Source organism: Vannielia litorea (assembly GCF_018424695.1).
In the GTDB taxonomy this organism is placed as follows: domain Bacteria; phylum Pseudomonadota; class Alphaproteobacteria; order Rhodobacterales; family Rhodobacteraceae; genus Vannielia; species Vannielia litorea_A.
Genome location: NZ_QTNQ01000185.1, coordinates 1 through 1,639 on the forward strand (window position 1 = coordinate 1; position 1,639 = coordinate 1,639).

Here is a 1,639-nt window from a genome sequence, read left to right on the forward strand (position 1 = left end):
CCCCCACACCCCCGGAGATATTTGCAGCAAGAAAATGTACAGGGGGGAGCGCGTTAACCTTAATGCGGGGTCAACGTCACCTGCGGGGCTTTTGGATCGATTTCCGGGGGGTGGCATGGCATGACGGCGCCTAACCCGCGAGGTGGGAGGCGGTGCGCAAGCGCGTGCAGAGCCATCAGACGGCAGGACGAGTTGAGATGCTGCATGCCTCCACGCGATTCCCTTAGTTCTTTGTGATGACCTATCTGGCGCTCTGCGTCGGCGGCCTGATCGCGGTGCCGCTCACGCTGCCCCTTCTTTTCTTCACGTTCTGGCTCGGCTTCCCCTTCATCCCGCTTACACTCTACCTGGGTGCATTCTTTTACCCAGCCTTCGTGACGCCTGCCATTTTCAGCGGGCTGATTTACGGCGCGCTCGTTCTCATTTCATACCGCCGCGTGCATGCGGGCTGGGCTGTGCCGCTGATTGCGGCCGGCTCGGTGCTTGTTGCCTATGTCGTCTTTGCGAGCAGCGCGGAACTGAACTGGCGGTGGCTGATGGCACGAGAGGCGGACAGGAGCGGGCTTGAGAATGTGGATGCGAAGGACGTCCTGGCGGTGCGGTTCTGGCGCGCCAACCTCGCGCTGCACTCGGATGAGCGGATGTATCATACGCCCCATGCCACGGCGAGAACGGACGGCACCACGTATATCTGGTCCTTCAACGAGTCGCGCTTCGTTGCGTGGCCGGGCCATCGCCGGATGCCGTAGGCGGCCTGGCAACGATGAGATCTGCCCAAACGGCCGGGGCGTGAGACCGGCTCAGAACGTCGCCCGCCCGCCCGACTGGTCGAAGCAGGCGCCGGTGGTGAAGCTTGCTTCGGCGGAGGCGAGCCAGCAGATCATGGCGGCGATCTCCTCAGGGGTGCCGAAGCGGTTCATCGGGATCTTGCTCTTCATGAAGGCGATGAACTCGGGCGTCATCTGCTCGAATATCGGGGATTCGACCGCCGCCGGGGCGATGCAATTGACGGTGACGGCGGTGTCGGCCAGCTCCTTTCCGAGCGACTTGGTGAGGCCGATCACGGCGGCCTTGGTGGCGGAATAGGCGGGGGCATTGGGGTTGCCCTCCTTGCCCGCGACGGAGGCCATGTTGATGATGCGGCCATAGCCTGCCGCCTTCATCAACGGCGCGGCAACGCGATTGCAATAGAAGACGCCGTGGAAGTTGAGGGTGGTGACGGCGTGCCAGTCATCGAGCGGATACTCCCAGGTGGGCACATTGGGGCCGGTGATGCCGGCGGAGCAGATGAGGATGTCGAACCCGCCCATGGACTGGGCGGCGCTGTGCATCGCGGCTTCGACGCCTTCCGGGTTGGTCACATCGACCAGCGCGGGGGTCAGGCCCTGCGTTTCGGCTGCGGCGAGGGCGGCTTCGTTCACGTCCCAGACGGTGACGGTGGCGCCTTCGGCCTGCATCCTGAGCGCGGCGGCCAGCCCGATGCCGGAGGCACCGCCGGTGATGATGGCTTTGCGGTCAGCGAAGCGGTTCGGGAAGATCTCAGCCATGTTTTGCAGCCACCGTCTTGAGAGTTGAAAACCCGTAGAGCGCCTCGAAGCCCTTTTCGCGCCCGTGGCCGGAGCGGCCCACCCCGCCGAAG

2 protein-coding genes are annotated in these 1,639 nt (G+C 64.3%); one reads left to right on the forward strand and one right to left on the reverse strand.

The annotated features are described in order from the left end of the window. Positions 1 to 236: 236 nt before the first annotated feature. Complete coding sequence (locus DYI42_RS23820) at positions 237 to 749, forward strand: hypothetical protein (protein ID WP_213549610.1); 513 nt, start codon at positions 237 to 239, stop codon at positions 747 to 749. Between the two features lie 51 nt (positions 750 to 800). Here the strand turns inward: DYI42_RS23820 and DYI42_RS23825 are convergent, their stop codons facing one another. Further along, the gene (locus DYI42_RS23825) at positions 801 to 1,547 is read right to left on the reverse strand and encodes an SDR family NAD(P)-dependent oxidoreductase (RefSeq protein ID WP_213549611.1); all 747 of its coding nucleotides are present in this window, start codon (positions 1,545 to 1,547) and stop codon (positions 801 to 803) included. Positions 1,548 to 1,639: the final 92 nt, after the last annotated feature.